The organism is Kitasatospora sp. SolWspMP-SS2h, assembly GCF_003259315.1.
Lineage (GTDB): Bacteria > Actinomycetota > Actinomycetes > Streptomycetales > Streptomycetaceae > Kitasatospora > Kitasatospora fiedleri.
Window position 1 is genome coordinate 1 of the sequence record NZ_QLLT01000041.1, and the last position, 13,005, is coordinate 13,005.

At 72.7% G+C, this 13,005-nt stretch carries 14 protein-coding genes; 6 read left to right on the plus strand and 8 right to left on the minus strand.

Features of this window, described 5'->3' with window-relative positions; all coding sequences use genetic code 11:
• Together K353_RS31565 and K353_RS31570 are read right to left on the minus strand one after the other, a co-directional pair.
• On the minus strand, positions 1–408 hold a 408-nt coding region (locus K353_RS31565), incomplete at its 3' end, for an acyl-CoA dehydrogenase family protein (protein WP_199528309.1).
• 97 nt (positions 409–505) lie between these two features.
• The gene (locus K353_RS31570) at positions 506–1,690 is read right to left on the minus strand and encodes an LCP family protein (protein ID WP_111556916.1); all 1,185 of its coding nucleotides are present in this window, start codon (positions 1,688–1,690) and stop codon (positions 506–508) included.
• A 141-nt stretch (positions 1,691–1,831) separates the two neighbouring features.
• Here K353_RS31570 and K353_RS31575 point away from each other — a divergent pair, with 141 nt between their 5' ends.
• Positions 1,832–3,175, plus strand: a complete 1,344-nt coding sequence (locus K353_RS31575) for a UDP-glucose/GDP-mannose dehydrogenase family protein (protein WP_111556917.1) — start codon at positions 1,832–1,834, stop codon at positions 3,173–3,175.
• A gap of 56 nt (positions 3,176–3,231) precedes the next feature.
• Positions 3,232–3,639 (plus strand): CoA-binding protein, encoded by a 408-nt coding sequence (locus tag K353_RS31580; protein ID WP_111556918.1) that lies wholly within the window; start codon positions 3,232–3,234, stop codon positions 3,637–3,639.
• A gap of 30 nt (positions 3,640–3,669) precedes the next feature.
• Here K353_RS31580 and K353_RS31585 read toward each other — a convergent pair whose 3' ends face one another.
• Together K353_RS31585 and K353_RS31590 are read right to left on the minus strand one after the other, a co-directional pair.
• Positions 3,670–4,545 (minus strand): MerR family transcriptional regulator, encoded by an 876-nt coding sequence (locus K353_RS31585; RefSeq protein ID WP_370447687.1) that lies wholly within the window; start codon positions 4,543–4,545, stop codon positions 3,670–3,672.
• Positions 4,542–5,735, minus strand: a complete 1,194-nt coding sequence (locus K353_RS31590; protein ID WP_111556920.1) for a dipeptidase — start codon at positions 5,733–5,735, stop codon at positions 4,542–4,544. The genes K353_RS31585 and K353_RS31590 overlap by 4 nt, the downstream gene beginning before the upstream one ends.
• A 248-nt stretch (positions 5,736–5,983) precedes the next feature.
• Here K353_RS31590 and K353_RS37030 point away from each other — a divergent pair, with 248 nt between their 5' ends.
• Both K353_RS37030 and K353_RS31600 read left to right on the plus strand, forming a co-directional pair.
• Positions 5,984–6,814, plus strand: coding sequence for a helix-turn-helix transcriptional regulator (locus K353_RS37030; RefSeq protein WP_111556921.1), 831 nt, complete (start codon positions 5,984–5,986; stop codon positions 6,812–6,814).
• Positions 6,804–7,019 (plus strand): DUF397 domain-containing protein, encoded by a 216-nt coding sequence (locus K353_RS31600; protein ID WP_111556922.1) that lies wholly within the window; start codon positions 6,804–6,806, stop codon positions 7,017–7,019. The genes K353_RS37030 and K353_RS31600 overlap by 11 nt, the downstream gene beginning before the upstream one ends.
• 63 nt (positions 7,020–7,082) lie before the next feature.
• Here the strand turns inward: K353_RS31600 and purE are convergent, their stop codons facing one another.
• Positions 7,083–7,610 carry a 5-(carboxyamino)imidazole ribonucleotide mutase gene (gene purE / locus K353_RS31605; protein ID WP_111556923.1) on the minus strand — a complete coding sequence of 176 codons (528 nt, stop codon included), beginning with the start codon at positions 7,608–7,610 and terminating at the stop codon, positions 7,083–7,085.
• 90 nt (positions 7,611–7,700) lie between these two features.
• Between purE and K353_RS31610 the strand changes: the two genes are divergently transcribed.
• Positions 7,701–8,921 (plus strand): RNA-guided endonuclease TnpB family protein, encoded by a 1,221-nt coding sequence (locus K353_RS31610; protein WP_111556948.1) that lies wholly within the window; start codon positions 7,701–7,703, stop codon positions 8,919–8,921.
• A 32-nt stretch (positions 8,922–8,953) separates the two neighbouring features.
• On the opposite strand, the gene K353_RS31615 is transcribed toward K353_RS31610, so the two are convergent.
• Positions 8,954–10,045, minus strand: coding sequence for a 5-(carboxyamino)imidazole ribonucleotide synthase (locus tag K353_RS31615; protein ID WP_233533957.1), 1,092 nt, complete (start codon positions 10,043–10,045; stop codon positions 8,954–8,956).
• A gap of 294 nt (positions 10,046–10,339) precedes the next feature.
• Here K353_RS31615 and K353_RS31620 point away from each other — a divergent pair, with 294 nt between their 5' ends.
• Positions 10,340–10,861: a GtrA family protein gene (locus K353_RS31620; protein ID WP_111556925.1), complete on the plus strand. Its 522-nt coding sequence runs from the start codon at positions 10,340–10,342 to the stop codon at positions 10,859–10,861.
• Positions 10,862–10,910: 49 nt separating this feature from the next.
• Here the strand turns inward: K353_RS31620 and K353_RS31625 are convergent, their stop codons facing one another.
• Complete coding sequence (locus K353_RS31625) at positions 10,911–12,149, minus strand: ATP-binding protein (RefSeq protein ID WP_111556926.1); 1,239 nt, start codon at positions 12,147–12,149, stop codon at positions 10,911–10,913.
• Between the two features lie 49 nt (positions 12,150–12,198).
• Positions 12,199–12,873 (minus strand): response regulator transcription factor, encoded by a 675-nt coding sequence (locus tag K353_RS31630; protein WP_014136090.1) that lies wholly within the window; start codon positions 12,871–12,873, stop codon positions 12,199–12,201.
• Between the last annotated feature and the right edge of the window lie 132 nt (positions 12,874–13,005).

The window sequence follows — 13,005 nt, forward strand, 5'->3', positions numbered from 1 at the left end:
CGGCTCCGAGAGGCAGTACGAGAACATCCCCTCGCCGCGCGCCAGCGCCCCCAGGTACTTCGCCTTCAACTCCCGCGACCCCGACAGCTGCACCGGCAGCGACCCCAGCTTGTTCACCGCCGGGATCAACGACGACGACGCGCACACCCGCGCCACCTCCTCGATCACCAGCACCGTCGCCAACGCGTCCGCCCCCGCACCACCGAACTCCTCCGGCACGTGCACCGCGTGCAGCTCCGCCGCCCGCAACGCGTCCAACGCCTCCTGCGGGAAACGCCCCTCCTCGTCCACCGCCGCCGCGAACGGAGCGATCTTCGCCTCCGCCAGCGCACGCACCGACTCCCGGAGCATCACATGCTCCTCGCCGAGCCGGTAGAGGTCGAAGTCCGCCCCGGAGTTGCCCGCCATGTTGCTCGCCCCTCGCGTTAATTACCGTTAAGTAGTGCTCATCCTAGGGTCGCCGCCGCCCGGGCGGCAGGTGACCGGGGCAACAGGGCCGGCCGGGTCAGCTGACGTCCTCGCCGAGGGTGTCGGCGCTGGTGCGGTGCTGGGCGAGGTAGTCGTCCATCCGGTCGGTGCGCATGGCGTTCCACAGCACGCCCGCGGCGCCGTCGTCCATCAGGACCACCGCCTGGCCGTCGATGGTGTCGAAGCCGCCGAAGGGGGCGTTCATGAAGTGGACGCCGTCGGGGCGGACGTCGCGCAGGCTCCAGGCCAGGTCGTAGAGGTCGGTGTTGCTGAGGCGGTCGTCGACGCTAGCGACGTCGCCGATGGTGCCGAGCAGGCCGGTGAGCTTGGCCGGGTTGGAGAGGGTGCCGGAGTCCATGGTCCGGAGCATCAGGGCGCGCAGGAAGTTCTGCTGGCGCTTGGTGCGGTCGAGGTCGCCGTTGGGCAGGCCGTGGCGCTCGCGGACGTAGAGCAGCGCCTCGGCGCCGTCCATGTGGTGGGTGCCGGCCAGCCACTCGCGGGCGTCGCCCTTGGCCTCGATGGTGCGCGGGACGGTGATGTCGACGCCGCCGACCGCGTCGGTGAGGGCCCGGAAGCCGTTCCAGTCGATCACCGCGAGGTGGTCGATCTTGATCTTGGTGAGGTCCTGGACGGTCTGGACCGTCAGCGCCGGACCGCCCCAGGAGTAGGCGGCGTTGATCTTCGCCTTGCCGTGGCCGGGGACGGGCACCCAGGTGTCGCGCGGGATGGAGACCAGCGAGACCGACTTCCGGTCCGCCGAGATGTGCATCAGCATCATGGTGTCGCTGCGCTGGGCCCCCGCCTGCCAGGCCGGGGCCTTGGCGTCCTTGCCGGTGGTCGGCTGGTCGGAGCGGGCGTCCAGGCCGACCAGCAGGAAGGTCTGGCCGGTGTGCGGGACGGCCGGGGGCTGCTCGGCGGCCGGTACGGTCGGGAAGGCGTCCGGGATGCGCCGCACCGAGGAGGCGTAGTGGTCGGCCGCCCACAGCAGCCCGCCGAACGCCCCGCCCGCCAGCACCAGCAGCACCGCCAGCGTCCACACCAGCAGCCGCCGCCCCCGCCGCCGCCGGTGCTGACCGGCCGCCGCGGCGGAGGAGTCCCCGCCGTCGCGGCCCTCGTCGCCGTCGTGGTTCTCGTCGCCGTCGCCGCCGTCCCCGTCGCGGCCGAAGATGCTCAGCGGACCGGGGTCCTCGTCCGGCCCGCCGCCCCGCCCCTTGGAAGTCATGGCGGCATTGTGAACCTTCCGTACAGACCTTCGAGCGAAAACCGCGAAACCGGGGCATCCGCGGCGCCCGGCGGTGCGGCTACCATCAGTGGCTGCGGCCGTCGCTCACCCCTGGTACGGCCCGGATCGAAGGGAACGCGCGTGGCTCCCCGCATCACGGTGATCGGCACCGGCTACCTGGGCGCGACGCATGCCGCGTGCATGGCGGAGCTCGGGTTCGAGGTCCTGGGGCTGGACGTGGACCGGGACAAGCTCACGGCGCTGGCCGCGGGCCGGGTGCCGATGTACGAGCCGGGGCTGTCCGAGCTGCTGCTGAAGCACGTGGCGGGCCACGAGGGTTCCAGCGGCCGGCTTCGGTTCACCGACTCCTGGGAGGAGGTCGCGGCCTTCGGCGACGTGCACTTCATCTGCGTGAACACCCCGCAGCGCAAGGGCGAGTTCGCGGCCGACATGAGCTACGTGGACTCCGCGCTGGAGTCGCTGGCCCCGCTGCTGGAGCGGCCGGTCCTGGTGGTCGGCAAGTCGACCGTGCCGGTGGGCTCGGCGAACCGGCTGGCGGCCCGGCTGGCCGAGCTGGCCCCGGTCGGGGCGGGGGCCGAGCTGGCCTGGAACCCGGAGTTCCTGCGCGAGGGCTACGCGGTCGGCGACACCCTGCACCCGGACCGGCTGGTGGTCGGCGTGCGCAGCGAGCACGCCGAGCGGGTGCTGCGCGAGGTGTACGCGGGGCCGATCTCGGACGGGGTGCCGTTCGTGGTGACCGACTTCCCGACCGCCGAGCTGGTGAAGGCCGCCGCGAACTCCTTCCTGGCCACCAAGATCTCGTTCATCAACGCGATGGCGGAGGTCTGCGAGAGCGCCGGCGCCGACGTCGTGCAGCTCTCCAAGGCGCTCTCGTACGACGACCGGATCGGCCGGAAGTTCCTGAACGCGGGCCTGGGCTTCGGCGGCGGCTGCCTGCCCAAGGACATCCGGGCGTTCATGGCGCGGGCCGGGGAGCTGGGCGCGGACCAGGCGCTGACCTTCCTGCGCGAGGTCGACTCGATCAACATGCGGCGCCGCTCCCGGATGGTGGAGCTGGCCCGCGAGCAGTGCGGCGGCGGCTTCCTGGGCCGCCGGGTCGCGGTGCTGGGCGCGGCGTTCAAGCCGAACTCGGACGACATCCGGGACTCGCCCGCGCTGAACGTGGCCGGGCAGATCCAGCTCCAGGGCGCCCAGGTCACGGTCTACGACCCGAAGGCGATGGACAACGCCCGGAAGATGTTCCCCGGCCTGTCCTACGCGGCCACCCCGCTGGAGGCCGCCGAGGGCGCGCACGTGGTGCTGCACCTGACGGAGTGGCAGGAGTTCCGCGAGCTGGACCCGGCGGAGGTCGGCGCGGTGGTCGCCGCGCGCCACCTGGTGGACGGCCGCAACGTGCTGGACGGCGAGGCCTGGCGGGCCGCGGGCTGGACGTACCGGGCGATGGGCCGCCCGTCGGCGGAATGACGTCGGCGGAATGACGTCGGCGGAATGAGCCGCGCGGTGGCGTCGTTGCCCCGGACATGAGCTACGGAGACGACGCCACCGTCCGGAAGATCCTCACCTCCTCCGGCGACACCTGGGCCGTGGTCGGCCTGTCGAACAACACCGCGCGCGCCGCGTACGGCGTGGCCCGGGTGCTCCAGCGGGCCGGGAAGCGGATCGTGCCGGTGCACCCGAAGGCCGAGACGGTGCTCGGCGAGCCGGGCTACGCCTCGCTCGCCGAGGTCCCGTTCCCGGTGGACGTGGTGGACGTGTTCGTGAACTCCGCGCTGGCCGGCCCGGTCGCCGACCAGGCGGTGGCGGCGGGCGCGAAGGCCGTCTGGTTCCAGCTCGGGGTCGTCGACGAGGCGGCCTTCGCGCGGACCCGCGCGGCCGGGCTGGACATGGTGATGGACCGCTGCCCGGCGATCGAGCTGCCGAGGCTGTGACCGGGCCGCCGGGGCCGTGACGGGCCCCGGTCAGCCCCCGATCGGGAAGGCGATGTCGCAGACCGGGTCGGACGGCCCGGCGGCGGCCCAGTCGGCGAAGTAGACCTCTCGGCCCGCGCCGGTGCGCGGGGTGCCGTTCCGTTCCATCCAGGCGCAGACCGCGTCGTAGGCGCTGAGGATCTGCGGGTACTCCACCTGCGCCTTGGTGATCCTGGTGTACGCCTCCCGGTGCGCGGGTTCGGTGCGGTGCGCGGCGGTCAGGCCCGCGGCGCGGGCCGGGTCGACCGGGACGCAGACCTCGACCGGGCCGTCGGCGTCCTCGTTGACGTCCCCGTGGTAGATCACGAACGGGGCGGCCGTGACGCCGCCGTGGGCCGCCGCGACGGCCTCCAGCCGGGCGGTGGCCTCCGGGATGAAGCGGTCCAGCTCCTCCGGCTTGGCGCGGCGCTGCTCGGTGAGCACCACCTGCTCGGGCACGTCCCGCTGTTCGATCCGGTACATCTCGTCGATCCCTTCGAGTCCGCTGAGTTGGACGCGGAGGTGGGCGGCCAGCGTCCGCTGCGAGGCGGTCCGCCGTTCGACGGCGGCCCAGTACGCGGCGATCCGCTCCGCCGCCGCGGGGCCCGGCAGGGCGAGCACCTCGGCGACGGTGGCCAGCGGCATGTCCAGGCCGCGCAGCCGGACGATCAGCCGCGCGGTGGCCAGCCGCTCCGGCCGGTAGTAGCGGTAGCCGCTGTCCGGGTCGATCCGGTCCGGCGGCAGCAGCCCCTGCCGGTCGTACAGCCGCAGCGCCTTCGGCGACAGCAGGCCGCGTCGGGCGAACTCACCGGTGGTGAGCAGCCGTTCCTCCTCCGCACCGGCCACGTTCGGGCCTGCCCCAGGGGCGGGGTCAAGTCCGTCGGTCACGCGCCGTCCAGCTGTGCCCGGGTGGCGATCGAGGGGCGGCGCTCGGCCCGCAGCCGGCGGGCGGCCGTCTCGGCGCCGCGCAGCACCCGGACGGCGTTGTGCCAGGTCAGTTTGGCGAGGTCGGCCTCGGACCAGCCGCGGCGCAGCAGTTCGGCGACCAGCACCGGGTAGCCGGAGACGTCCTCCAGGCCGGCCGGGGTGAACGCGGTGCCGTCGTAGTCGCCGCCGAGGCCGACGTGGTCGATGCCGGCCACCTCCCGCAGGTGGTCGAGGTGGTCGGCGACGGTCGCGGCGGTGGCGGTCGGGCGGGGGTGCTCGGCCTCGTAGGCGCGCTGGACGGCCATCGCCTCGGGCGTGGTCTCCAGCGGGTGCAGGCCCCTGGCACGCATGTTGGCGTCGGCGGCGAGCGTCCACTCGATGGCGGCGGGCAGCACGAACTTGGGCACGAAGGTGGCCATCACGACGCCGCCGTTGGCGGCCAGCGCGGTCAGCACGTCGTCCGGGACGTTGCGCGGGTGGTCGCAGACGGCGCGGGCGGAGGAGTGCGAGAAGACCACCGGGGCCTCGGAGACCCGCAGCGCGTCGCGCATGGTGTCGGCCGAGACGTGCGAGAGGTCGACCAGCATGCCGAGCCGGTTCATCTCCCGGACCACCTCCTCGCCGAACGCGGTGAGTCCGCCGTGCGCGGGCTCGTCGGTGGCGGAGTCGGCCCAGGGCACGTTGGAGTTGTGGGTGAGCGTCAGGTAGCGCACGCCCAGTTCGTACAGTGCGCGCAGGGTGGCCAGCGAGGAGTTGATGGAGTGGCCGCCCTCGGCGCCCATCAGCGAGGCGATCCGGCCTTCGGCGCGGGCGGCCTCCAGGTCGTCGGCGGTCAGCGCGAGCCGCAGGTGCTCGGGGTGGCGCGCGGTCATCGCCCGGACGAAGTCGATCTGCTCCAGCGTCGCGCTGACCGCGCTGTCGCCCGCCAGTTCGGCGGGCACGTACACCGACCAGAACTGCGCGCCGACCCCGCCCGCCCGCAGGCGGCCGAAGTCGGTGTGCAGCCGGTGGCTCTGATCGGCCGTCAGGTCGACGGCGTCGAGGTCGTACCCGGCCTGGGCGCGCATCGCCCACGGCAGGTCGTTGTGGCCGTCCACCACCGGCGTGGTGCGCAGGACGGCCCGGGCGCGGTCGAGCAGTTCGGGGGTCATGCCCCCGTTCTACCGCCGCGCCGGGGGAAAGGTCATCCCCGGCGCGTCGGCCGGCCGGGGCGCCGGGGCCCGCGCGGTCCGGTCCTCACCCAGCGGGGTTCCCCGCCAAGGGAATTGCCACGTTCCGTACTCGTCGCGTCACGCTTCGCCGCTAAGCTGAACGGCGCAGACGCCCGGTGGACGGGACGCCGGACGGTGGGTTCCCGAGGGCCGTGGCGTGCGGATGGCCCAACAGGGAGGGGAAGGCCATGAGCTTCCCGGAGCGAGAAGTCGACCCGTCTCGGAGTGCGCGGCACTTCTACGGGGCCGAGATCCGGCGGCGGCGCGCGGAGCTCGGCTGGTCCCTCGTCAAGCTCGCCGAGGGGGTGCACTTCTCCGTCAGCACGCTGTCCCGGGTCGAGAACGGGGACGTCAGGGTGCCCCAGGGGCTGTCGGAGATGCTGGACCAGGTCTTCCGGACCGACGGCCTCTTCGCCCGGCTGCTCCCGCTGGCGCTGCGGGAGGACCACCCGGCGAAGTACCAGGAGTTCCTGACTCTCGCGGACCAGGCGCTCGTCCACGAGTCCTACAGTCCCAACATGCCGGGTCTGCTCCAGACCGAGGCGTTCGCCCGGCACGCGCTGCGCGCGGGCCTCCCCTACGCGCCGGAGGAGGAGGTGGAGGAGCGGGTCCGGGCCCGGATGGGCCGACAGCTCCGGCTGCGCGACTCGGAGTGCCGGTACTGGTTCATCCTGGACGAGTACGCGTTCCACCGGACCTACGGCGGCCCGGCGGTGACGGCCGGGCAGCTGCGGGCGATCCTCGACGCGGCCACGCTGCCCAACGTGGTCGTCCAGGTGCTCCCGTTCGCGTCCGGCGGGCACTCCGAGACCTCCTCGATGACGCTGCTCACGCTGCCGGGCGGCGACCGGCTCGCGTACGAGGAGAGCAGCCGGACCGGGACGATCTACGAGACGGCGGCGGACATCGCGGAGCGGCAGTGGCTCTACGATCTACTACGGGCTCAGGCACTGCCCCCGCAGGAGTCCGAGTTCACGATCAGCTCGATGCTGGAAGGACTGGCTTCTGATGCACCCTGACCTGAACGCCCCCGCCGAGGCGCGCCGTTGGCGGAAGAGCAGTTACAGCAACAACGACGGCGGCGAGTGCATCGAGGTGGACGACGCCCACCCCGGCCACGTCCGCGACTCCAAGGACCCCGACGGCCCGGTCCTGCACTTCCCCGCCGCCGCCTGGCACACCTTCGTCGCCGCAGTCACCGCCGGAGAGTTCGGCACCGGCTGACCGACCTTCCCGCCCCGGCCCCCGCCCGCGCTCTCGCGGGCGGGGGCCGGGAAGGCCATCCGCCTACTTGCCGAAGCCGAAGGAGTCGTTGCCCGCCACCTTGGCGCGCAGCTTGCGGCCCTTCTCGGTGGCCTGGTTGTTCAGCTCGGCCTGGAACTCGACCATCTTCTCGGTGAGTTCGGGGTCGAACGCGGCCAGCATCCGCACCGCGAGCAGGCCCGCGTTGCGCGCGCCCGCCACCGAGACGGTCGCCACCGGCACCCCGGCCGGCATCTGGACGATCGACAGCAGGCTGTCCATCCCGTCCAGGTAGCGCAGCGGCACCGGGACGCCGATCACCGGCAGCGGCGTCACCGAGGCCAGCATCCCCGGCAGGTGCGCGGCCCCGCCCGCCCCGGCGATGACCGCCTTCAGCCCGCGCCCGTGCGCCCGCTCGCCGTAGGCGACCATCTCGCGCGGCATCCGGTGCGCGGAGACCACGTCGACCTCGTACGGGATCTCGAACTCGTCCAGCGCCTGCGCGGCGGCCTCCATCACGGGCCAGTCGGAGTCGGAGCCCATCACGATGCCGACAAGGGGGGACTTGGTCATGGCGGTCCTTTCGTGGGTGCCCCGGCTTCGGCCCGGGGCGACGTGCGGTACGACGTGGTGTCAGTGGGGGGTTCTAGCGTGTCAGCCGTGGTGACGGTGCACGTGAAGCGGGCGTTCAAGTACCGCTGCTATCCGAACGGGGAGCAGGCGGCGGAGTTGTCGCGGACGTTCGGTTGCGTGCGGCTGGTGTGGAACAGGGCGTTGGCGGCCCGTGTGGAGGCGTGGGAGCGGCGGCAGGAGCGGGTGGGGTACGGAGCGACGTCGGCGATGCTGACGGGTTGGAAGCGGACAGAGGAGCTGGCGTTCCTCAACGAGGTGTCGTGCGTGCCGCTGCAGCAGGCACTGCGTCACCTGCAGGCGGCGTTCACGAACTTCTTCACCCGACGGGCCGGGCACCCGCGGTTCAAGGCGAGGAAGAGGTCGCGGGACGCCGCCGAGTACACCCGTTCGGCGTTCCGCTACCGGGAGGGGCGATTGACACTGGCGAAGATGGCCGAGCCGCTGGACATCCGCTGGTCGCGGCCGCTGCCCGAGGGGGCGGTTCCGTCCACGGTGACCGTTTCGCGTGATGCTGCAGGACGCTGGTTCGTCTCGGTGCTGTGCGAGGACCCGACGGTTCGACACCTGCCCGCCCTCGACCGTGCTGTGGGTGTGGACCTGGGCGTCAGCGATCTGGTCGCGCTCTCCACCGGGGAGAAGGTCCGCAACCCCGGGCACGAGCGGCGCGAGCGCACACGCCTGGTCCGGGCACAACGGGAGCTGTCGCGGAAAGCCGCGGGTTCGGCGAACCGGGAGAAGGCCCGACGTAAGGTCGCCCGTGTTCATGCCCGGATCGCCGACCGGCGGCGGGACTTCCTGCACAAGCTGACCACTCGGCTCGTCCGTGAGAACCAAACGGTCGTGGTCGAGGGACTGTCGGTCCGCGATCTGCTCGGAAATCGCAGGCTCTCCCGGTCGATCGCCGACGCGGGCTGGGCCGAACTGCGGGCGATGCTCGCCTACAAGTGCGTCTGGTACGGCCGCGAACTGGTCACCGTCGACCGGTGGTTCCCCAGCTCGAAGCTCTGCTCGTCCTGTGGCGCCCGCCGCACCTGCCTGCCGCTGCACGTGCGCACGTGGGAGTGCGCCTGCGGCGCCGTCCACGACCGGGACGTCAACGCGGCACGCAACATCCTGGCCGCCGGACTGGCGGTTGCAGCCTGTGGAGACGGCGTAGGACCTCAACGGAGCACTCCGGGCGGGCAGTCGTCGGTGAAGCAGGAAGTCGTCCCACCGCCGCGCTCACGCGCGACGGCTCGGCCGCGAGGCTGAGGGGAACCCCCTCCGGCAGGAGGGGAGGAAAGTCACTCGGTGATCGTTCCTCGCAGGTAGGCGGCCGCGTGGCGGGCGCGCTCGCGGACGTCTTCGAGGTCGTCCCCGAAGACGTTGACGTGGCCGACCTTGCGGCCGGGCTTCACGTCCTTTCCGTACATGTGGATCCTGAGGCCGGGGTCGCGGGCCATGCAGTGCAGGAACGCCCGGTACATGTCGGGGTAGTCGCCGCCGAGGACGTTGACCATGACGGTCCACTTCGCGCGGGGGCGCGGGTCGCCGAGCGGGAGGTCGAGGACGGCCCGCAGGTGGTTCTCGAACTGGGAGGTGACGGCGCCGTCCTGGGACCAGTGGCCGGAGTTGTGCGGGCGCATGGCGAGCTCGTTGACCAGGATGCGGCCGTCGCGGGTCTGGAACAGCTCGACGGCGAGGTGGCCGGTGATGTCGAGCTCGCCGGCGATCCGCAGCGCGAGCTGCTGGGCCTCGTCGGAGAGGGCCGGGTCGAGGTCGGGCGCGGGGGCGGTGACCTCGGCGCAGACGCCGTTCTCCTGGACGGACTCGACCACCGGGTAGGCGACGGCCTGGCCGCTGGGCGAGCGCACCACGTTGGCGGCGAGTTCGCGCAGGAAGTCGACCTTCTCCTCGGCGAGGACGGGGACGCCGGCCAGGAAGGGGGCGGCGGCCTCGGTCTCGTCGGCGACCACCCAGACGCCCTTGCCGTCGTAGCCGCCGCGGACGGTCTTCAGCACGACGGGGTAGCCCTCGCCCTCCGCGGCGAAGGCGGTGACGTCGGCCGGGTCGGCGACCAGCCGGTGCCGGGGGCAGGGGACGCCGATGGAGTCGAGCTTCGCCCGCATGACGCCCTTGTCCTGGGCGTTGACCAGCGCGTCCGGGCCGGGGCGGACGGCGACGCCCTCGGTCTGGAGGGTGCGCAGGTGCTCGGTGGGCACGTGCTCGTGGTCGAAGGTGATCACGTCGCAGTCGGCGGCGAAGGCCCGCAGCGTGTCGAGGTCGCGGTAGTCGCCGAGCACGGTGGTGCCGACCACCTGCGCGGCCGACTCCTGGGGGGTGTCGGCCAGGAGTTTGAAGCGGATGCCCAGCGGGATGCCCGCCTGGTGCATCATGCGGGCGAGCTGCCCGCCGCCGATGACTCCGACCACTGGAAAGTTCGCATTGCCCGCTACAGTCACGCGCTCCAGGATATCCGGGCCGGTCGGAGGGCTCGGCACCGGCGGGCGTCGGAGCGCGCCGGGGGTGCCCCGGCGGGCGGCGGGCGGGGTGCGGCGGCGTGCGCCGGAGCGCGGCGGACGGGGTGCTCCGGGGGCGGGGGCGTGCTCTCAGGGATTGCCGGTAGCCTGGTGGGCCGGATCGTAGAACACCACTTATCCGATCATGTGAAGCATACGGAGACAGCCCGGATGACGAGCAGCACCGAGACGCGGCCCCCGTTCACCCAGCGGATGCGCGGCCTGTCCCTGGAGGCGATCGGCTTCGCCGTGATCGGCGCCACCGGCGTGGTGGTCAACTTCGGGCTGTTCTGGGTCCTCACCAACGGCTTCGGCCTGGCCTCGCTGCGCTCCAACATCGCCGCGACGCTGGTGGCGATCGCCACCAACTACCTGGGCTACCGGTACTGGCTGTACCGGGACCGCGACGCCGCCTCCCGCAGGCGGGAGATCACCCTCTTCCTGGTGTTCAGCGGCGTCGGCATGCTGATCGAGACCGGCACCCTGGGCTTCACCCAGTACGTGCTGGGGCTGGACACCCCGTTCGAGAAGCTGGGCGGCAAGCTGCTGGGCCTGGTGGTGGCCACCGTGTTCCGCTTCGTCTCCTACCGGACCTGGGTGTTCAAGGCGATGCCGGAGCTGGAGGAGCCCGCCGTGGTGCAGGAGGCCGAGCTGCTGCTGGCCGCCCCGCCGAGCCCCACCCTGGCGAACTGAACCACCCGCCCGCACCCCTCGCCCGCACCCGCCCCCGTGGGCGAGGAACTCACCCGCCCCCGTGGGCGAGGAACAGCGCGAACACCGGCGGCCGCAGCGACAGCAGTTCGAGGCGCCCGCCGTCGGCCTCGGCGAGGTCCCGGGCGACGGCCAGCCCGATGCCGGTGGAGTTGCGGCCGCTGACCGCCCGCTCGAAGACCCGGTTGCCCAGCTCGCGCGGGACGCCCGCGCCCTCGTCCTGGACCTCGGCGACCACCGAGCTGCCGGAGCGGCGCACCCGCAGCGTGATGGTGCCCGCGCCGTGCATCAGCGAGTTCTCGATCAGGGTGGCGAGCACCTGGGCGACGGTGCCGGGGGTGCCGACCACCCGGGCGTCGCGCAGGCCCTCGATGACCAGCCGCCGCCCGGCGTCGCGCAGGGTCGGCCCCCACTCCTCGACCTGCTGCTTGATCACCTCCTCGAGCCCGAAGGTCACCGCGGTGGGGCTGTTGGGGTCGCGCTGGTTGGTGAGCAGCCGCTGCACCACGTCGGTGAGCCGCTCGACCTGCTGGAGGCCGATCGCGGCCTCCTCCCGGACGGTGCCGGGGTCCTCGGCGAGCGCGGTGATCTCCTCCAGCCGCATCGAGAGCGCGGTGAGGGGGGTGCGCAGCTGGTGCGAGGCGTCGGCGGCGAGGCGGCGTTCGGCGGTGAGCATCCGGGCGATCCGCTCGGCGCTGGTGTCCAGCACCTCGGCGATCCGGTCGAGTTCGGGCACGCCGTAGCGGCGGCCCTGCGGGCGGGGGTCGCCGGAGCCCAGCCGCTCGGCGGTCTCGGCGAGCTCGGTGAGCGGCCGGGCCAGCCGCTTGGCCTGCCAGACGGCGAGCGCCACGGCGGCCTGCACGGCGAGCAGCGCGACCACGCCGAGCAGCAGCAGCATGTTGCCGATCTCGTGGTCGAGCGCGGTGCGGGACTGTGCGGCGGTGACGGTCTCCCCGCTGCCACCGGTCTCGGTGGCGGTCAGCGCGTCGCCCTCGACGGGACGGCCGAGGGCGATCTGCCGCTGTCCCGGGATGTCCACGGTGACGTAGTACTCGTCGGTGACGACGGCGGCGAACTTCTCGCCGCTGACCGGCTCGCCCGCGGCGAGCCGGCTCTCGACCAGCCCGAGCACCCGGACCGCCACCGCGTCCACCCGGTCGTTGGCGGCGTTGACGATCGACTGCTTCTCGATCAGGGCCAGCGGCACGCAGAACACCGCGACCACCACCAGGACCACGCCCAGCAGCGAGTTGATCATCCTGCGCTTCACGCCGGGCGGTCCTTCGGTCGGGTTCGTGTGATCGGTTCTTCTCCGGCGGTCAGTTCTTCTCGAAGCGGAAGCCCACGCCGCGCACGGTGGCGATGTAGCGCGGGTTCGCGGCGTCGTCGCCGAGCTTCTTGCGCAGCCAGGAGATGTGCATGTCCAGGGTCTTGGTGGAGGTCCACCAGGTGGTGTCCCAGACCTGGCGCATGATCTCCTCGCGGGTGACGACCCGTCCGGCGTCCCGCACCAGCACCCGCAGCAGCTCGAACTCCTTGGCGGAGAGGGTGAGCTCCTCCTCGCCGAGCCAGGCGCGGTGCGACTCGATGTCGATCTTCACGCCGTGCGCGCCGGTGGTCAGCTGGTCCACGTTGCCGCGCCGGAGCAGGGCCCGGACCCGGGCCAGCAGTTCGGCCAGCCGGAACGGCTTGGTGACGTAGTCGTCGGCGCCGGCGTCCAGGCCGACCACGGTGTCCACCTCGTCGGCGCGGGCGGTGAGCACCAGGACCGGGAAGCTCTTGCCGTCGGCGCGCAGTCGCCGGCACACCTCCAGGCCGTCCATCTCGGGGAGTCCGAGGTCGAGCACGATCAGGTCGACGTCCTCGCTGAGGCCGGCGCCCAGCGCGGCCGGCCCGTCCTCGCGGACGAGCACCTCGTAGCCCTCGCGGCGCAGGGCGCGGGCCAGCGGTTCGGAGATTGCCGGGTCGTCCTCGGCCAGCAGCACACAGGTCATAGGGGGATGGTAGACCGCGCGGGGGCCGCCGATCAGGGGGTCTCCGGCCGTCCCGGCACGCCCGGGCCGGGCGCTGTGAACACTGTCACAGCCGGTGATCACCACCGTTCCGCGGCCCCGTCCGGCGACAAC

What these genes read in the sequence shown, in the direction of transcription:
- K353_RS31570 (WP_111556916.1), bottom strand. Translation starts at nt 1,690, where the DNA reads ATGACTTCCAAGGGGCGGGGCGGCGGGCCGGACGAGGACCCCGGTCCG.
- K353_RS31580 (WP_111556918.1), top strand. Translation starts at nt 3,232, where the DNA reads ATGAGCTACGGAGACGACGCCACCGTCCGGAAGATCCTCACCTCCTCC.
- K353_RS31590 (WP_111556920.1), bottom strand. Translation starts at nt 5,735, where the DNA reads ATGACCCCCGAACTGCTCGACCGCGCCCGGGCCGTCCTGCGCACCACG.
- K353_RS37030 (WP_111556921.1), top strand. Translation starts at nt 5,984, where the DNA reads ATGAGCTTCCCGGAGCGAGAAGTCGACCCGTCTCGGAGTGCGCGGCAC.
- K353_RS31600 (WP_111556922.1), top strand. Translation starts at nt 6,804, where the DNA reads ATGCACCCTGACCTGAACGCCCCCGCCGAGGCGCGCCGTTGGCGGAAG.
- purE (WP_111556923.1), bottom strand. Translation starts at nt 7,610, where the DNA reads ATGACCAAGTCCCCCCTTGTCGGCATCGTGATGGGCTCCGACTCCGAC.
- K353_RS31615 (WP_233533957.1), bottom strand. Translation starts at nt 10,045, where the DNA reads ATGATGCACCAGGCGGGCATCCCGCTGGGCATCCGCTTCAAACTCCTG.
- K353_RS31620 (WP_111556925.1), top strand. Translation starts at nt 10,340, where the DNA reads ATGACGAGCAGCACCGAGACGCGGCCCCCGTTCACCCAGCGGATGCGC.
- K353_RS31630 (WP_014136090.1), bottom strand. Translation starts at nt 12,873, where the DNA reads ATGACCTGTGTGCTGCTGGCCGAGGACGACCCGGCAATCTCCGAACCG.